This window comes from Haloarcula limicola (assembly GCF_010119205.1).
Lineage (GTDB): Archaea > Halobacteriota > Halobacteria > Halobacteriales > Haloarculaceae > Haloarcula > Haloarcula limicola.
In genome coordinates this window covers 190,454-206,985 of the sequence record NZ_WRXM01000002.1, presented here as the reverse complement: position 1 = coordinate 206,985, position 16,532 = coordinate 190,454, and the positions used below count along the sequence as shown (strand labels likewise).

At 67.6% G+C, this 16,532-nt stretch carries 19 protein-coding genes; 12 read left to right on the top strand and 7 right to left on the bottom strand.

Annotation, left to right across the window (positions count from 1 at the left end):
• Positions 1 to 162 precede the first annotated feature (162 nt).
• The 3 genes from GO488_RS10525 (at position 163) to GO488_RS10515 (ending at position 2,045) form a co-directional block, all read left to right on the top strand.
• Positions 163 to 825 carry a hypothetical protein gene (locus GO488_RS10525; protein WP_162317784.1) on the top strand — a complete coding sequence of 221 codons (663 nt, stop codon included), beginning with the start codon at positions 163 to 165 and terminating at the stop codon, positions 823 to 825.
• A gap of 147 nt (positions 826 to 972) precedes the next feature.
• On the top strand, positions 973 to 1,569 hold the full coding sequence (gene trmY, locus GO488_RS10520; RefSeq protein WP_162317783.1) for a tRNA (pseudouridine(54)-N(1))-methyltransferase TrmY: 597 nt from the start codon (positions 973 to 975) through the stop codon (positions 1,567 to 1,569).
• A gap of 53 nt (positions 1,570 to 1,622) precedes the next feature.
• Entirely contained in the window at positions 1,623 to 2,045 is a 423-nt protein-coding gene (locus GO488_RS10515; RefSeq protein WP_162317782.1) for a VanZ family protein, read from the top strand.
• Between the two features lie 203 nt (positions 2,046 to 2,248).
• Here GO488_RS10515 and GO488_RS20075 read toward each other — a convergent pair whose 3' ends face one another.
• Positions 2,249 to 2,374 (bottom strand): hypothetical protein, encoded by a 126-nt coding sequence (locus GO488_RS20075; RefSeq protein WP_277814709.1) that lies wholly within the window; start codon positions 2,372 to 2,374, stop codon positions 2,249 to 2,251.
• 83 nt (positions 2,375 to 2,457) lie between these two features.
• Between GO488_RS20075 and GO488_RS10510 the strand changes: the two genes are divergently transcribed.
• From GO488_RS10510 to GO488_RS10490, 5 genes are all read left to right on the top strand, one after another.
• The gene (locus tag GO488_RS10510; protein ID WP_162317781.1) at positions 2,458 to 3,003 is read left to right on the top strand and encodes an NUDIX hydrolase; all 546 of its coding nucleotides are present in this window, start codon (positions 2,458 to 2,460) and stop codon (positions 3,001 to 3,003) included.
• A gap of 52 nt (positions 3,004 to 3,055) precedes the next feature.
• Complete coding sequence (tgtA, locus tag GO488_RS10505; protein WP_162317780.1) at positions 3,056 to 4,528, top strand: tRNA guanosine(15) transglycosylase TgtA; 1,473 nt, start codon at positions 3,056 to 3,058, stop codon at positions 4,526 to 4,528.
• A gap of 147 nt (positions 4,529 to 4,675) precedes the next feature.
• Positions 4,676 to 5,980, top strand: a complete 1,305-nt coding sequence (locus GO488_RS10500; protein ID WP_162317779.1) for an acetamidase/formamidase family protein — start codon at positions 4,676 to 4,678, stop codon at positions 5,978 to 5,980.
• Positions 5,981 to 6,098: 118 nt separating this feature from the next.
• The gene (locus GO488_RS10495) at positions 6,099 to 6,707 is read left to right on the top strand and encodes a class I SAM-dependent methyltransferase (protein ID WP_162317778.1); all 609 of its coding nucleotides are present in this window, start codon (positions 6,099 to 6,101) and stop codon (positions 6,705 to 6,707) included.
• Positions 6,708 to 6,899: 192 nt separating this feature from the next.
• On the top strand, positions 6,900 to 8,474 hold the full coding sequence (locus tag GO488_RS10490) for an FAD-dependent oxidoreductase (protein WP_162317777.1): 1,575 nt from the start codon (positions 6,900 to 6,902) through the stop codon (positions 8,472 to 8,474).
• A gap of 5 nt (positions 8,475 to 8,479) precedes the next feature.
• Here the strand turns inward: GO488_RS10490 and GO488_RS10485 are convergent, their stop codons facing one another.
• Genes GO488_RS10485 through GO488_RS10475 form a run of 3 tightly spaced genes read right to left on the bottom strand, consistent with a single transcriptional unit; the run spans position 8,480 to position 9,615 of the window.
• Positions 8,480 to 9,010 (bottom strand): hypothetical protein, encoded by a 531-nt coding sequence (locus GO488_RS10485; protein ID WP_206674406.1) that lies wholly within the window; start codon positions 9,008 to 9,010, stop codon positions 8,480 to 8,482.
• 53 nt (positions 9,011 to 9,063) lie between these two features.
• Positions 9,064 to 9,315 carry a zinc ribbon domain-containing protein gene (locus tag GO488_RS10480; RefSeq protein WP_162317776.1) on the bottom strand — a complete coding sequence of 84 codons (252 nt, stop codon included), beginning with the start codon at positions 9,313 to 9,315 and terminating at the stop codon, positions 9,064 to 9,066.
• A gap of 42 nt (positions 9,316 to 9,357) precedes the next feature.
• Positions 9,358 to 9,615, bottom strand: coding sequence for a MoaD/ThiS family protein (locus GO488_RS10475; protein ID WP_162317775.1), 258 nt, complete (start codon positions 9,613 to 9,615; stop codon positions 9,358 to 9,360).
• Between the two features lie 82 nt (positions 9,616 to 9,697).
• On the opposite strand from GO488_RS10475, the gene arcS reads away from it, so the two are divergent.
• The 3 genes from arcS to GO488_RS10460 all read left to right on the top strand — a co-directional run bounded on the left by arcS (position 9,698) and on the right by GO488_RS10460 (position 13,489).
• A complete protein-coding gene (gene arcS / locus GO488_RS10470) occupies positions 9,698 to 11,485 on the top strand; it encodes an archaeosine synthase subunit alpha (protein WP_162317774.1) in 1,788 nt (595 codons plus the stop codon).
• Positions 11,486 to 11,564: 79 nt separating this feature from the next.
• Complete coding sequence (locus GO488_RS10465; RefSeq protein ID WP_162317773.1) at positions 11,565 to 11,930, top strand: VanZ family protein; 366 nt, start codon at positions 11,565 to 11,567, stop codon at positions 11,928 to 11,930.
• A 482-nt stretch (positions 11,931 to 12,412) separates the two neighbouring features.
• On the top strand, positions 12,413 to 13,489 hold the full coding sequence (locus GO488_RS10460; protein ID WP_162317772.1) for an archaeosine biosynthesis radical SAM protein RaSEA: 1,077 nt from the start codon (positions 12,413 to 12,415) through the stop codon (positions 13,487 to 13,489).
• A 38-nt stretch (positions 13,490 to 13,527) separates the two neighbouring features.
• On the opposite strand, the gene GO488_RS10455 is transcribed toward GO488_RS10460, so the two are convergent.
• The 3 genes from GO488_RS10455 to purS form a co-directional block, all read right to left on the bottom strand.
• Positions 13,528 to 13,827 carry a DUF7967 family protein gene (locus tag GO488_RS10455; protein ID WP_367398176.1) on the bottom strand — a complete coding sequence of 100 codons (300 nt, stop codon included), beginning with the start codon at positions 13,825 to 13,827 and terminating at the stop codon, positions 13,528 to 13,530.
• 219 nt (positions 13,828 to 14,046) lie between these two features.
• On the bottom strand, positions 14,047 to 14,724 hold the full coding sequence (gene purQ, locus GO488_RS10450) for a phosphoribosylformylglycinamidine synthase I (RefSeq protein ID WP_162317771.1): 678 nt from the start codon (positions 14,722 to 14,724) through the stop codon (positions 14,047 to 14,049).
• A complete protein-coding gene (gene purS, locus GO488_RS10445; RefSeq protein WP_162317770.1) occupies positions 14,721 to 14,975 on the bottom strand; it encodes a phosphoribosylformylglycinamidine synthase subunit PurS in 255 nt (84 codons plus the stop codon). The genes purQ and purS overlap by 4 nt, the downstream gene beginning before the upstream one ends.
• Positions 14,976 to 15,389: 414 nt before the next feature.
• On the opposite strand from purS, the gene GO488_RS10440 reads away from it, so the two are divergent.
• Positions 15,390 to 16,379, top strand: a complete 990-nt coding sequence (locus GO488_RS10440; RefSeq protein ID WP_162317769.1) for a formyltetrahydrofolate deformylase — start codon at positions 15,390 to 15,392, stop codon at positions 16,377 to 16,379.
• Positions 16,380 to 16,532 lie beyond the last annotated feature (153 nt).

Below are 16,532 nucleotides of genomic sequence, written 5' to 3'. Positions count from 1 at the left end.
GGAGACGTGAGTGCCTGCGGAGTTAACTATTATTACGGATTATCGGAGAAGTCGGCAACCGAACGGCCACTTACCGGCGGGTAAGCGGCCGGAGTTTCTGTACGGTTAGCTTACACTTATGGGTGGAAAGCGGGCAAGATGTGTTTAGACAGGACCTAACCGATGTCATCCACGCAACTCACCCAGAAGGACGCACGAACCGAGACCGTTGCAGACGCTCCCGACCGTTCCATCGACGACCTCGCCGAGCACATGTCAGAGAACATCTGCAAAGGCTTCATCACTCACGACGACCGCCAGCGCGAGGCGTGCATTGAGGCGTTCTTCGAGGTCGATCGCTACCAGTTCCCGTACCTCTCCGAGGAAGAGGCGTACCGAGCCGCGACCGCCTACGTCGACGCGCTGTGGGCGAAAGACGACGTCGAAGAGCCGTACGTGAAGGACGACGGCTCGCTCGACCGCGACCCGCTCGACGACGCCGACTGGAGTCCCGTCGTCGACTGTCTCGAGCGCCGCGCCGACATCGTGGGCATGTCCCGCGAGTACGCGACGGCGACCACCGACGGCTGGCGAAAGCACAAGACCGGCGGCGACTACTGGACGCCCCACATGCGCGCACAGCTCCACGAGGTCCGCGCGGCGCTCGACGCCCCCGAGTACCCCCACAAGCGGGGCTCCAGCCGACACGGTCTCGGTCCGCTCCCCGCCCGCTACCTCGTCGGCATCGAGCTCCACGACATGAAGAGCGAGGAGCACTGGGAGGAAGCCGTCGACGTCATGCAGTCCTATTACGCGGAACTGCTTCGAAACCAGCGCGACGACTGAACGCGAGCGATTACCGCGAGGTAACTGACGGGTAACTCGGCCGGGTACGGGCCGAGCGGGGTAGTGCGGTTTCTCTATTCTCTTCCGTTTCGTCTCTCCGGTGACCGAATCCGATACACGTAACCGCGCTTGCCGAAACCGCTAGCTATGCGCCAGTTCGTCGTCGTCGGTCACGACGCCCCGACAGCGCCGGAGTTCTCGCTCGACGACCTCGCCGGGGCCGCAGGCCGTCTGGACGTGCTCTGTCGGTGTGTCAACAGCGCCTTCTTCCTGAGCCACGACATCCGGGAGGACGTCCGCGCCCACCTCGTGTTGGCCGACGAGTACACGGTCACGTTCGAGGGGAGCGACCTGCGCCGACTCAACCCCGACGAGCGGTCGACGGCCGCGCTCGTCCGGAACGCCCTCGAAGAGCGCGAGGAGGCCATCGGCCACGTCCCGGTCGAGACCTCGCCCGGCGTCTCGCTGACCCGCCGCGGGTTCGAGGGGACGCTGGAGGACGCGGCCCGCGACAGCACCGTCGTCCAACTGCACGAGGACGGCGACCCGGTCGTCTCCGTCGACCCGCCCGCGAATCCGCTGTTCGTCCTCTCCGATCATCACGACTTCACCGAGGACGAAGCCGCGTTGCTGGCCGAGCGAGCGGACGAGCGGGTTTCGCTGGGACCGAAGCGCCTCCACGCCGACCACGCGATCACCGTCGCGCACAACTACCTCGATACCGACGGGTTCACCGACTACTGAACCGACGCCTGAAGAAACGCTTTTGAGAACGTGCCGACGAGGGAAGCCAAGCGATGACTGTTCGGCTGCCACTGCTCCCGCGCTGGTTGCGATGGAGCGCCGTCGCTCTCGTCGGCGGGTTCATCTTCTACACGTCAGTCGTCGTCGCCCCGCCGGCGACCCCGATAGACGACGTCAAACTGACTCTCATTCCGCTCGATAAGTGGCGACACCTCGTCGCGTACGCGGCGCTCGCCGGAACGCTGGTCTACGCGACTACTGACTGGTCGTTGGAGCGACGGTGGACCGCGCTGACCGTCGTCGCCGTCGCCGTTCTGTACGGCATCGGTATCGAGGTCGGTCAGTCGTTTCGCCCCGACCGGTATCTCTCGCTGGGGGACGCCTACGCGAACGCCGTGGGCGCGCTGCTGGTCACCCCCTGGTATCTACTCCGACGATACGTCACCTTCGTCGACGTGCGGTCGGGGCTTCGATAGGACCGGGCCTCGTAGTGAGCGCCGTCGCGATCGCGCCGACAGGTATCGACGGGTTCGCCCAAGTTCGCGACGCCGACGAGCGGCGTCGCTACGAGCGGGTTCTCTGTCTCAGAAGCGGTGTGGAGACACCTGTTCGGTGTCGAACTCCCCGCATGACGGTCGGCTACGGAGAGACCGGACTGCCCGTGCTCGTCCGTGGCCGATCAGGAGCCGAGCCACCGGACGACCGCACCGGCCAGCAGGACGAGTGCGCCGGCGATGAACGTGCCGGGAATCGGGATCACGAACAGGAGAGCGCCGAAAATGAGTACGAGCGTGGATGCTTTCATTCCGCCCCATTTTCGGACGGGAGACGGGTACACTTTGTGGCCGGGACCGTCACCGGTTTGGCGGTCCCGGCCCCAGCCCCGGTATGTCAGACGACCTCGCCTGGGAGACGCTCGCGGCCGAAACGGCCTACTCCTGTCCGGGTTTCGACGTGGTTCACGAGGACGTTCGCCTCCCCGACGGGAGCGAGACGGACTTCGACTTCCTGCGGGAGGGCGACAGCGTCGTGATACTGCCGTTCACCGGTGACGGCGACGTGGTCGTCATCGAGGAGTGGCGACAGGCCGTCCACCGACTCAACCGCGGCCTCCCGGCGGGGAGCATGGAGGGCTACGACGACGAACCCGCGGCCGCCGTTGACCGGGAGCTCCGCGAGGAGACCGGCTACGAGGCTGATTCGGTATCGCATCTCTACACCGCGGAACCGGCAAACGGCTACGCCGACTCGGTCTTTCACTACTTCGTCGCCGAGGGCTGTGAACCGAGTGCCGAACAGGACCTCGACTTCAACGAGTCCATCCGCGTCGAGACGACGGCGTTCGACGAACTGGTCGAGAGCGTCCGGTCGGGGGACCTCCGCGACGGTCGCTCGGCGGTCGGCGTCATGTACTACGCGCTGTTCGAGCGGTGAGTTCTCGACCCGGAACACAACTCTTAGGCGCGCGCCCCGCCGACGACGGACAATGACCAACTTCGAGGTCCGCGCCTACGACGCCGCGGGTCGGCTGGGCGAACTGACCGTCCCGCGGGCCGGCGTCACCGTCGAGACGCCGACCATCCTCCCCGTGGTGAACCCGCACGTCCAAACTATCGAGCCGTCGACGCTCGAAGCGGAGTTCGGCGCGGAGATCCTCATCACGAACAGCTACATCTTACACGGCTCCGACGATCTCCGCGACCCCGCGCTGGACCGCGGCCTCCACGACCTGCTGGATTTCTCGGGCGCGATCATGACCGACTCCGGCTCCTTCCAGCTCTCGGAGTACGGCGAGATCGACGTGACGACCGAGGAGATACTGCGGTTCCAACGCGATATCGGGAGCGACATCGGGACGCCCGTGGACATTCCGACGCCGCCGGACGTGGAGCGCGAACAGGCCGAAGCCGAACTGGCGACCACACAGGAACGGCTCGAACGAGCCGTCGACGCGGACACCGGCGAAATGCTCGTCACCGCGCCCGTCCAGGGGTCGACGTATCCCGACCTTCGCGAACGGGCCGCGAGAGACGCCAAGTCGACGGGACTGGACGTGTTCCCGCTCGGGGCAGTCGTCCCGCTGATGAACGAGTACCGCTACGCCGACCTCGCCGACGTCGTCGCCGCCTGCAAGCGCGGTCTCGGCGAGTCCGGGCCGGTCCACCTCTTCGGCGCGGGCCACCCCATGATGTTCGCGATGGCCGCCGCGCTGGGCTGTGACCTCTTCGACTCGGCGGCGTACGCGCTGTACGCTCGCGACGACCGCTACCTCACCGTGCGGGGCACCGAGCACCTCGACGACATGGAGTACTTCCCGTGTCACTGCCCGGTCTGTACCGACCACACGCCCGCGGAACTGGCCGGGATGGCCGAGAAGGTCCGCGGCGAACTGCTCGCTCGTCACAACCTCCACGTCACCTACGGCGAGATCCGGACCGTCCGACAGGCCATCCGCTCGGGGACGCTGCTGGAACTCGTCGACGCCCGCGCCCGCGGTCACCCGACGATGCTCGACGGCTACCGCGCGCTACTGGACCACGCCGAGCAACTCGAACGCACCGACCGCGTCTCGAAGGGGACGTTCTTCCACACCTCCGCCGAGAGCGCGCGCCGACCGGAAGTGTTGCGCCACCACGAGCGACTCGATCGCTTCGATATCGACGCCGACGAGGTGTTGCTGACCGAGGGCGGGTCGAACGACCGCTACGACGAGACGTGGGGCGTCCGGCCGCCGTTCGGTCCGTATCCGCGGGAACTCGGCGACACGTACCCGCTGACCGCCGAGGTCCCCGACCGGACAGACCGGGCGGCCCAGGAGGCCGCGGCCGATGGCGTCGCCCGACTCGTCGAGTTACACCCCGACGTGTCGTTCACGCTGGTCCACGACGACTGGGCGGCGACGGCGCTGGAGCGGGTCCCGCAGCGGGTTCGGCTTCGCGACCTGCACGCGAGAGAGTAGCGAGGGACGCGTGACCGAGAGGAGCGGCTTCGAGTCGGAACGAGGGGCGAAGCGAGCGGGAACGTCCCGTCTTCCCCCGGTTTCCCGTTCGCGTAACCGAGCCCGAGGCGTACGTTTATCCTGTTCTACACCTAACCGAATCATGGTATGTCACAGCAAGTCACGCAAGAGCTCGAAGTCGACGAGTACACGCTCGGACTGGTCGGCCCGGAGCAGGAGTGGGCCGGGACGGTCGCCGACGGCGGAACGGTCAGAACGCACACGCCGCCTGCCTGCTGGGGGCCGATGATAACCCCGGAGTTCCGGGGCGGCCACGAGGTGACGAAACCCATCCGCGTCGACGGCGCGGCGGTCGGCGACGCCATCGCCATCCGCATCCGCGACATCGAGGTGACGAGCGTCGCCACCAGCACCGGGTCGATGGCGGAACGCGAGGGCGCGTTCGGCGACGACCCGTTCGTCGATCACAAGTGTCCAGAGTGCGGTGCCAAGTGGCCCGAGAGCGTCGTCGAGGGGACCGGCGAGGAGGCGATCCGCTGCGCGGAGTGCGGTGCCAACGCCTCCTCGTTCGCCTTCGAGTACGGCATCACCGCGGTGTTCGACCACGACGGCGAAGTCGGGCTGACGGTCGACAGCGAGGCCGCACACGGCCTCGCCGAGCGAGCGGACGAGGCGATGGCGCTCCCGGAGAACTCCCGCCAGCACCCCATCCTGCTGTACGAGCCCTCGGAGATGCCCGGGACGCTCGGCCACCTCCGACCGTTCCTCGGCAACATCGGGACGACGCCGCCCATCGAGCTACCGGACTCGCACAACGCCGGGGACTTCGGGCAGTTCCTCATCGGCGCGGACCACGACTGGGGACTCGACAGCGAGGACGAACTCGCCGACCGCACCGACGGCCACATGGACATCAACGCCGTCCGCGAGGGGGCGATACTCCTCTGCCCCGTGAAGGTCGACGGCGGCGGCATCTACGTCGGCGACATGCACGCCAACCAGGGCGACGGCGAACTCGCGCTCCACACCACCGACGTGAGCGGCCGCGCCGAGTTCGAGGTGGAGGTCATCGAGGGACTGGACATCGACGGCCCGGTCCTCCTGCCGAACGAGGAGGACCTGCCTCACATCGCCCAGCCCTACACCGACGAGGACGTCGCGGCCGGAGAAGCCCTGGGCGAGGAGTACGGCGTCGACGTCGAGACGGAGATGGGACCGATACAGGTCGTCGGGTCCGGTGCGACGGTCAACGACGCCACCGAGAACGCCTTCGACCGGGCGGGCGCGCTACTGGACATGTCCGAGGGCGAAGTCCGGACGCGCTGTACGTTCACCGGCGGCGTCGAGATCGGTCGCCTGCCGGGGGTCGTCCAGCTGACGATGCTCGCGCCGATGGACCGCCTCGAAGCGCGGGGGCTTGACCACCTCGTCCGCGAGCAGTACGACCTGTAGCCGGCCGCGGCGCGCCGTCGCCCGCGCGGCGACCGGCGCGTGATCCCGCTGGGGCACCCCGCCCCCGGCGTCGTCCGAGTCCGCGACGCCTTTCACGCTACCGCCCGTAGCGGCACGTATGAAGAAGTCCCTCGACGAACACGCCGACCGCTTCTCCGACCACGCCGCCGACTACGACGAGAGCCAGAACTCCCCGGAGTACCGTGCCTGTGCGAGCCTCGTCGTCGAACACGCCGACCCCCGCCCCGACGACGCGGTGCTGGACCTGGGAACCGGCACGGGCGCGATCGCCCTCGGCGTCGCCGAGGCCGCCGACTCGGTCGTCGGTCGGGACATTAGCGGGGGGATGCTCGAACGGGCCCGCGAGAAAGCCGACGCGCAGGGCGTCGAGAACGTCGAGTTCGGCGAGGGCCGGTTCCGCGACCCGAACTTCGACGGCCCGGTCGATATCGTCACCTCGAACTTCGCCATGCACCACCTGGGCGACGACGAGAAGCGCGAGGCCATCGACGTCATCGCCGGGCTGGAGCCGCGCCGAATCGTGCTGGGCGACGTGATGTTCTTCGGCGAACCGAACCCCGAGGACCCGTTCTACAGCCCCGAGGTCGACGACCCGGCGACGGTCGGGGTGCTCGCGGACGCCTTCACCGACGCCGGGTACGCCGTCACGGCCGTCGAGATGGTCTCCGATCAGGTCGGCGTACTGGTGGCCGAGCGACGAGACTGAGCCTCGCCGCGCCCGCTCACCGCTCGTCGGTAAACCCACCCTGGCACGTGCCTGCCTCGGACTTTTCCGCCCGATACCCGAACCACGTCCGGGCACGATAGTAGCCGCTGGAACCTTCGTACGTCGCTCGATCGGGCAGGCGTTTCTCAGCGAGTGCGCGCTTTCGGTCGCTCCTGTCGTCCCGGACAGTCCATGGTACGAAACGACATCGACTCTGACGGCGGTCCGGCGAAGGCGTCGACATCCATCTGGCTCGATGCGTCGTCGCCGACGACCTACGACCAACTGGAGCGCGACCTCTCGGTCGACACCGTCGTCGTCGGCGGCGGTATCGCCGGTATCGCGACGGCGACGAGACTCGAAGCGGCCGGCCAGTCCGTCGCGCTCGTCGAACGGGATCGCATCCTGACCGACACGACCGGCCACACGACGGCGAAGCTCACCTCGCTGCACGGGTTGCGGTACGACCACTTACTCGAGCACTTCGGCGCGACGGAGGCCCGACAGTACGCCGAGGCGAATCAGGCGGCCATCGACGAGGTGGAGGCGACCGTCGAGGCCCGCGACATCGACTGCGAGTTCGAGCGAACGCCCGCCTACACCTACGCGACCTCGCGCGACAGTCGCGGGGACGTCCGCGACGAGGTCGACGCCGCGAGGCGGGTGGGACTCCCGGCCACCTACACGGAATCGACGCCGCTGCCCTACGACGTCGAGGCGGCCGTTCGCTTCGACGAGCAGGCCCGGTTCGACCCCCGGAAGTACCTGCTCGCCCTCGCCCGGGACATCCCGGGCGACGGGAGTTACGTCTTCGAGAACACGAAGGCACTCGACGTCGAGGACGGGGAGCCCTGCCGCGTTCGGACCGAGTACGGCGACCTGATCGCCGACGACGTGGTCATGGCGACCAACTTCCCGTTCGTCGACCGCGCGCTGTACTTCAGCCGCCTGTATCCGAAGCGCTCCTACGTCGTCGCGGCGCGGGTGCGCGACGACCCCGTCGAGGGGATGTACTACCACTCCGAAGAACCGTACTTCTCGGTTCGGCCCCGTCCGGGCGGCGACGAGTCGATGGTGCTCGTCGGCGGGCAGAACCACCAGACTGGGCAGGGCGGCAGTACCGAGGAGCGGTATCGGGCGCTCGAACGGCAGGCCCGCGAGCGCTTCGACGTCGAGTCGATCGAATACCGCTGGTCGACGCAGGACTACACCTCCGTCGACGAGGTGCCCTTCGTCGGCCCGCACACGCCCCGCTCGGACCACGTCTACGTCGCCACCGGCTTCGGCGGCTGGGGGCTGACCAACGGCGTCGCCGCCGGTCGCCTGCTCTCCGAACTCGTCCTCGGTCGGGAGCCGTCATGGCGGGACGTCTACGACCCGAACCGCCTGCAGGTGGGCGCGTCGATGCGGGCGTTCCTCCACTACAACGCCGACTCGATGCGGCACTTCGTCGGGGACCGCCTCGAACCGTCGCCGGCCGAGAGGGTCGAGTCGCTGGGCCGGGGCGAGGGGACCGTCGTCAGGGACGGCACGACGCCAGTGGGGGTCTCGCGGGACGCGGACGGCGAGCTACGCGCCGTCTCCGCTCGCTGCACTCACCTGGGCTGTCTCGTCGAGTGGAACGACGGGGAGCGGTCGTGGGACTGCCCGTGTCACGGCTCCCGCTTCGACTGCGACGGCGACGTGCTCGACGCGCCGGCCGTCGAGGAACTGGAGGCCGTCGACCTCGGCGACCTCTCGATCGCGGACGACGAGTCGGCCACCTGAGCTCCTCACTCGTACACTTCGCCGAAGGCGTTCCGGGACCCGAGCCAGGTTCCCAGCGACAGGCCGTAGACGACGTGGCCGGCGTGGAAGACGAGCTTCTCGTCGTGCTCGATGGACTCGTCGAGGAGGACCGGGAAGACGACTGTCGTCCCGAACACTGACATGAACAGACTGTAGACGAACCCGGTGACGAGCCCGCCGCGTAGCCGTTCGTCCTCCCCGCCGAAGTCGAACCGACCGAACCCGACTCCGAAGAGTCCGCCGCCGACGGCCCCGTAGAGGAAGTGCAACAGCAGGCTCTCCGCGAAGTACTCGTCGGCCTCCCCGCTCCCGACGTACTTCGCCCAGAACTCCGCCGTCGGCGGCAGCGCGCGGAAGAGCGGGAGCCGGTACAGCGTCATCACGGCCGTGGCGATGAGCCCACCCTTCACTCCGAGCAGCGCCGCGCGTCCGGGCGTCAGCCTCGACGAGTCGCTCGTCGACTCGTCCGTCGCCGCCGCGCCCGAATCCGTCCGGATGAGATCGGTTAACTCCACACGTCGGCTACTCCCGAACGCGGCATGAGCGTGCGGCAGGCGAGAGCAGGGAGTCAGCGCCGGCGTTCCAGTCGCGTCCCGTCCCGCGGGCAGTAGTCGAACTCGGCGGCTTCGGTCTGGAATCCGCATTGGGGGCACTCCCGGAGTTCGCGTTCGGACTCGCCGCCCAACCCGCGAAACAGGAACGGGACGAACGGGAGAAAGAGGAAGATCAACAGGCTGTCGAAGTACCACCACAGCGCCGCGGTGACGACTGCGCTACCGAGGAGGCCGACGAGCGCCGTGACGGTTCGTGAGCCGACCATGTCCCCCGGTTACCGCCCGACGGTCAAAACCCCACGGCACGGTCACCCGCCCCGCATCGGCGGGTGGACGGCGAGTTCGGCGTCGGGCGGGCAGTCGTCGTCGGGGTCGACCGCCTCCCCGTCGACGGCCAGACGGACGCTCGGCGCGACGTCGTCGCCCTCGAAGAGCTGACGTTCGGCCCGCCGATACTCGTCGGCGAACGCCGACAGCGCGTCGCGGACCGTCCCGCCCTCGAAGTCGACGCTCACCGTCTTCTCGCCCGTGGCGCTTCGAAGTTGGCCGTAGACAGTGACCCGCATACCTCCGCCTTCGGACGCGACGGGGATTACTGTTGCCGGTCCAAAGGCAAGATAGTTGGTCGCGCGCGGCCGACGACTCCGCATGACCGACTACTTCGAGGTCCACGAGCGCGACGGGGCCGCGCGACTGGGCGAGTTGCGCCTCGCCGAGTCCGTGACGACGCCGGCGCTGGTGGACGGCGCTGACGCGACGACTCCCGGCGACGTCCACGCCGTTCTCGCCGACGCGGGCGGGCTCTGGGCCGAGGCACAGGAGGCACCCGAGGGCGACGATTCGCAGGTGACGATACTCCCGCATCGAGGGCTACCGGCCGGGACGCCCGACGAGGTCGAGGACGCCTTCGCCGGTTCCTACCCCGACGTGGACTACCCGAGCGCCGCCGTCGTCTCGCCGCGAACCGCGACCGACCACGGCAGCGACGCCTACGTCCTCTCGGGCGCGCCGGGGTACGTCGGCCATGCAGCGGCGTTCGTCGACGCCGTGACGACCACGCGCGAGAGCACGCCCGCCGATACCGCGCTGTACCTCCCCGGCGTCGCCACGCCGCGCAACGTCGCCACGCTCGTCTACGCGGGCGTCGATCTGGTGGACCCGGACCGGGCCGTGATTCGCGGGACCGAGGGCCGCTACCTGACGACCGACGAGGCGTACTTCCTCGAAGACCTGGAGGAATTCCCTTGTTCGTGTCCCGCCTGTCAGGTGCCCCGCGAGGAGTTCACCCGCGAGGACTGCGTCGCCCACAACGTCAACGCGCTCGCGGCGGAACTCCGGCGGGTCCGTCGCCGGATTCGGGACGGCCGCCTGCGCGACTACGTCGAGGGACAGGCCCGCCAGGACAACTGGCTGACGGCGACGGTACGCCGACTCGACCAGGAGTACGGCTACGTCGAAGAGCGCACGCCCCTGATTCGGCGCGCGCAGCTCTCGGCGGCCACCGAGGACGCCATCCGGCGCGTCGAGATCCAGCGCTTCGCCCAGCGCGTCACCGAGCGCTACGTCCCGCGGTTCGACGACCGGCCGCTGGTCATCGTCCCCTGCTCGGCGCGCAAACCCTACAGCGACTCACAGAGCCACAAGCAGTACCACGACGCCGTCCACTGGCGCGCCCACATGGTCTCGATGACCTCGCCGATCGGCGTCGTCCCCCAGGAACTCGAACTCACCTACCCCGCCCAGCACTACGACTCCGTGGTGACGGGCCGCTGGAGCGCCAACGAGATCGAGTTCGTCTCCCGAGTGCTCGAACGCTACCTCGAAGACGCCGACTACCCCGAGATAATCGCCCACGTCCCCGGCGAGGGCTACCGCGACATCTGCGAACGCGTCGAGGACTCGCTCGGTCTCGACTTCACCTACACCGTCTCCGACCACCCAACGACGGCCGATTCGCTCGGGAACCTCGCGGCCGAACTCGAAGGGTGGGACACCTACCGGAAATCCACCCGCGAGGCCAACACCATCCGAGCGGTCGCCGACTATCAGTTCGGGGAGGGGGCCGGCGACGAGCTGTTCGCCGACATCCAGACCGCGGGGCGGTACCCGCAACTGCGAGCGGAAGACGAGGACGGCGAGCAACTGGCGACGCTGGCCCAACAGTACGGCGTCCTCTCGTTTACCACCGCTGGCGCTCGCCGCTGGGCCGAGAGCGACGTGCCGACCAAAACCGTCGAGATCGAACCGTTCGTCCCCCACGGCTCGGTGCTCGCGCCGGGCATCGTCGACGCCGGCGACGACATTCGCGTCGGCGACGACGTGGTGGTACGGGGCGACGCCGCCTTCGGCGTCGGCCGCGCGGAGATGAGCGGTCCCGAGATGCAGTCCTCGACGCGCGGCATCGCCGTCCAGATGCGCCACGTCGAGGAGCGGTAAACTGTAGCCGGTCCGTTGGTCGATGTAGAACTGGTCCGTGGACCGGTCGACTTATCGCCCGAACTCGCTAATTCTCTGTATGGCTCGGACGGCGACGCGACGGCACCTGCCCGCGATAGCGTTCGCCACCCTCCTCTTGGTCACGTCGCTGCTGCCGCTGCCGAGCGGTGCCAGCGGACAGGTTCCGGCGCTGCTCGGCATCCAGCCGGACAAGTGGGTTCACGCGCTCAGCTACGGGGCGCTCACGGGGTTGCTCGCGTGGGGGCGGACCGCCCGAAAGGTCACCGTCGTCGCCGCGCTCGCGGGCGTCGCTATCGCCTACGGCGCAGGCATCGAACTCCTGCAAGGGTTGGTTCCCTCTCGGGGGACGAGCTGGCTCGACTTTCTCGCCAACGCGGTCGGCGCGGGCCTCGCGGGCGCGGCGTGGCTGTGGTACAGGCGGTGAGAAACGCTATCTGCGCTCAGTCGGCCCTGTTTCGCTCCCAGTCCGCCGAACGCTCGTCCAGAGAGTCCATCGCTCTCGAACGGAGGTGTGCTCCCGTGAGGACGGCGAGCATCGCTCCGAAACTGAGACAGAGTAGCCCCAGTGCGATAGCGACTTCGAACAGCGGTTCACTTGCGGATGAGAGTAGCGAATACATCGGCGACGAGTGTAGCCTCTACTCCCTCGGTTAGCGTCGGAACGGACATTCCTTTCGATAGTAGGATAATTACGAATCCTCTACGTTTTAGCATGACAGACGATTCCTGATAGGTAGAAATCGGGGCATACGGACGATGTAATTCCGATAGAATGCATCTCCGAAGACGGAATGAGAGCTCGAAATCAGCTATCGAATCGTCGAATAGTTAGAAACCCAAGAATAGATGACGCCCGGTAGCGAGCGGTCGAAGCGGATTTACGCGCCCGTCGGTTACCCCGGCACAATGAGCAAGCCCAGTCCCGACGTCTACGAGCAGGGCAAGGGCATGGACGCCCACAACTCGGTGATGCGCGAGGTGCGCTCGCGAAACGACTCGACGTACGACCCGCGAGAACCGACCCGCGTCTGGATAGACGAGGACAACACGCCGAGCGGGGTGTACCAGAGCCTGACGATCATCCTGAACACCGGCGGCTGCCGGTGGGCGCGCGCCGGCGGCTGTACGATGTGCGGCTACGTCGCCGAAAGCGTCGAGGGCGGCAGCGTCGCCCACGAGGACCTGATGGCCCAGATTCAGCACTGTCTGGACCACGAGACCGAGAACGCCGACGGGAAGTCGGGTCTCATCAAGATCTACACCTCCGGGAGCTTCCTGGACGAGCGGGAAGTCCCCGCAGAGACGCGGCGGGCCATCGCCGATACGTTCGCCGACCGCGAGCGGATCGTCGTCGAGTCCCTGCCCGATTTCGTCGAGGCGGAGCGCGTCGCCGACTTCGTCGACGTCGGCCTCGACACCGACGTGGCCGTCGGCCTCGAAACCGCGACCGACCGCGTGCGCCACGACAGCGTGAACAAGTACTTCGACTTCGCGGACTTCGAAGACGCGTGCGAAGAGGCCGAAGACGCCGGTGCCGGTATCAAGGCGTATCTCCTGATGAAGCCGCCGTTCCTCTCGGAGTCGGAGGCCGTCGAGGACATGAAACGATCGGTCAGGCGGTGCGCCGCCGTCGACGGCTGTCACACCGTCTCGATGAATCCCTGTAACGTCCAGCGCTACACGATGGTCGAGGAGCTGTACCACGACGGCGGCTACCGGCCGCCGTGGCTCTGGTCGGTCGCCGAGGTGCTCGAATCGACCGCCGACGAGGACGTCATCGTCGTCTCGGACCCCGTCGGTCACGGCAGCGACCGCGGCCCGCACAACTGCGGCGACTGCGACGACCGCGTCCAGCGGGCCATCAAGGACTTCGACCTTCGGCAGGACCCCAGCGTCTTCGAGCAGGTCGACTGCGAGTGCGAGGCGACGTGGGACGCCGTGCTGGAGCGCGAACGGAGTTACTCGCTCCCGCTGGCTCGATAGCGAGAGAGCGTACGCCGTCGATACCTCCGGGACTGCCGTCAGAGCGTGGCGTCGGGCGCGTGCTTCTCGCGCATCCGTTCTGCTTCGCTCGCGTACCGTTCGCGGGTCTCCTCGTCGTCGACGGTCCCGAGATTACCGACCTCGACCTCCATCGAGACCGGCGTCTCGCGGTGGTCACCCGTGTAGGAGGTCAGCGCCCGCTCTTTGCGGAAGTCGCGTTCGCCGTCCGGCGTCGCGTAGGTGAGGATGATGAGATTCTGCTCGTCGTCCGAGTAGGTCCGTTCGACCAGCCACACCCGCGCCGTCTCCGTCATCTCGCCCGCCTCGTCTGTAGACATATCGGACAGTACGTATCTCCCGGTGATGAGTCTGGTGGCGCTCCTAACGAGCCGAGAGTTTCAGTTCCACTTTCACTCCGGTAGGGTGGCGTTTTTACCTCTCCGGTTCCATAGGATGTTCTAGGGGCCGCGGAACCTGTCACACGCTCCACTGGCCCCATCCTATCCTTTGCTCGACATCGGAGCCACCGCAAAAGCAGCGACGCGTCTCTCGCGGAGTCAGTCCGCGAACCCCTGCAGAACCGGCCGGCCGTCGGTGCGACCGAGGTCTTCGAGCGACGCGCGCTCGGGGTGGGGCATCATCACGGCGACGTGGTCGCGTTCGCCGGTGACGCCGGCGACGGCGTGTTTCGAGCCGTTGGGATTCGATTCCGGGGAGACCTCCCCGTCTTCGTCGCAGTACCTGAAGAGGATGCGGTCGTCGGCTTCGAGTTCGTCGAGTCGCTCGTCGTCGATCTCGTAGCGGCCCTCGCCGTGAGCGATGGGGAGTTCGACGACCTCGCCGTCCTCGTAGTGGCTGGTCCAGGGCGTGTCGGCGTTCTCGACGCGGAGGTGGACGTGTTCGCACTGGAAGCGCGCGCTCTCGTTGGTCGTGAACACGCCGGGGGTGAGCGCGGACTCACAGCCGATCTGCGCGCCGTTGCAGACGCCAAGCACGGGCGTCCCCTCGTCGGCGGCCTCGCGGATCTCTTCCATGATGGGCGAGTGAGCGGCCATCGCGCCGGCCCGGAGGTAGTCGCCGTAGGAGAACCCGCCGGGGAGCATGATGCCCGAGACGTCCGCCGGCAGGCCGTCCTCGTGCCAGACGAGTTCGGCGTCGAAGCCGAGCGACTCCAGGGCCTGCACGGAGTCGCGGTCGCAGTTCGACCCGCCGAACTGGATAACGGCGATGGTCATTCGGCCCGTTCGACCTCCACGTCGTAGTCGTGGATGGTCGGATTCGCCAGCAGGCGCTCGGCCATCTCCTCGGCGCGCTCGGCCGCCCCGGCGGCGTCCTCGGCGTCTAAGTCGATCTCGAAGCGGTCGGCCGACCGCAGGTCGTCGAGTTCGAACCCGAGGCGTTCGAGTTGTCGCTGGGTGGTCTCGGCCTCCGGGTCGAGGACCCCGCGTTTCAGCCGAACGGTGACGGTGGCGGTGAAGGCAGTCATTACTCGGTGGCGGGCGTGCGGCGGAGAAAACGCTTGTGTTCTTGGGCAGCGCGAGACCGTCGGTCTCGCGTTAGAGAGCGGTGAGCGTAGCGAACCGCGAGCAGCGCGGAATCTGCGATTCCGCGCTATGGTGAACGGCGACTGCGTCGCCGTGAGCAGCGCGCGGTCGCGGATTACGTACTAGTTCCCGCTCACCGTTCGCATTCTCCGTGGAGCCTGCGGCTCCACGCTGCTCGCGGGTCACTTCGTTCCCCGCTCGCACTTTCCGCGAGACCGTCGGTCTCGCGCTGTTCACGACTCCCGCCGGTCGCCGTTCACAGATAACGTGGGACCGCAAGGTCCCACGCCCAAAACGAAGCCTTTTGCATCGCGCCCGCAGAAGAGAGCGGCAATGAATCGCTACACCGTAGGGAGGTGGCAGGCGTGACTCGCGGCTTCACCGAGATAACCGTCGTCGGCGACGACGACACGGGACTCATCGCGGAGGTCACCTCGCTCCTCTTCGAGCGCGGCATCAACATCGAGGACTTGGACCAGGCGGTCCGCGACGGCGTCTTCCGGATGACGATGCACGTCGACACCGCCGACATGGTGACGACCGAGGAGAAACTCCGCGAGGACCTCACCGAGTTGGGCGACGAGCTGGGCGTCGACGTACAGGTCCGGTTCCCCGCCGACCGCGAGACCCAGTCCATCGCCGTCCTCGTCACGAAGGAGTCGCACTGTCTGGAGGCGCTGTTCGAGGCGTGGGCCAACGGCGACCTCGGCGCGGACATCGAGGTGGTCATCGGCAACCACAGCGACCTCGAACCGCTGGCGGCGAAGTACGACGTGCCGTTCCACGACATCGGCGACGAGAAGGGCACGCCCGACGAGGAGCGACTGCTCGAACTGCTCGCGGAGTACGACGCCGACCTCATCGCGCTGGCCCGCTACATGCGCATCCTCTCCCCGGACGTGGTCTTTCGCTACGAGAGCCGCATCATCAACGTCCACCCGAGCCTGCTCCCCGCCTTCCCCGGCGCGTCGGCGTACATGCAGGCCATCGAGGAGGGCGTCCGCATCGCCGGCGTCACCGCTCACTACGTGACGACCGACTTAGATCAGGGGCCCATCATCACCCAGCGGGCGTTCAACGTCCCCGACGACGCCACCGAGGAGGAACTCCAGCGGCTCGGCCAGCCGCTCGAAGCCGAGGCGCTCATCGAGGCCATCAAGCTCCACCTCAACGACGAGGTGACGGTCCACCGCGGCCGGACGAAGCTCCGCGACCCCGAGGAGACCGACGTGCAACTCGGCGCACCCGAGACGCTTGACGACGAGAACCCGGACCGCCCTATCGACGGCCTCGGCGAGTTCGTGGCCGGCGAGGAACCGGAGTCTGAGGCCGAAGCGGACGACTAGCGAGGGGCTGACCGGAAGCCCCTCGAATGTCGAACGGGGAACGAAGTGACCCGTGAGACGCGTGATTCGAGCGGAACGGATCACGACGAGCGTCCCGACACTACGGAAGTCCCCGCCTGCGGAGCGGAAGCGAGCGGCTAACGCGGCGCTCGC